Raw genomic sequence first — 325 nt, forward strand, 5'->3', positions numbered from 1 at the left:
GTCCTTCTCCGCGGCGATCAGCGTGTACTTGTCGGTCACTGATGGCGTTGCGCGAAGAAGGCGGTCGCTTTTGAGAGGAACTCGCGCTCCATCCGGAGTTCCCGGTTCTCCTTCTCCAGCTCGCGGAGCCGGGCCCGTTCGGACATCGACAACGGCTCTTCTTCGTTTTGATGTGCCCGCCGCCAGGTCGCGACCCAGCTCCCCAATGTTCCCTCGTTGATACCGAGATCTTTCGCGACCGCCGATGTGGGACGGCCCGAATCGATGACGAGTTTCACCGCCTCGTCCTTGTACTCGGGCGTGAACCGCCTGCGTGACTGACTCA

General features: G+C 61.8%; 1 pseudogene. It reads right to left on the reverse strand.

Annotated features, from left to right (window positions below):
* Positions 1–325 (reverse strand): annotated as a pseudogene (locus MXD62_RS10780) (transposase); the annotation flags it as partial.

Origin of the sequence: Frankia sp. Mgl5, assembly GCF_023242985.1 — a bacterium.
Taxonomy (GTDB): domain Bacteria; phylum Actinomycetota; class Actinomycetes; order Frankiales; family Frankiaceae; genus Parafrankia; species Parafrankia soli.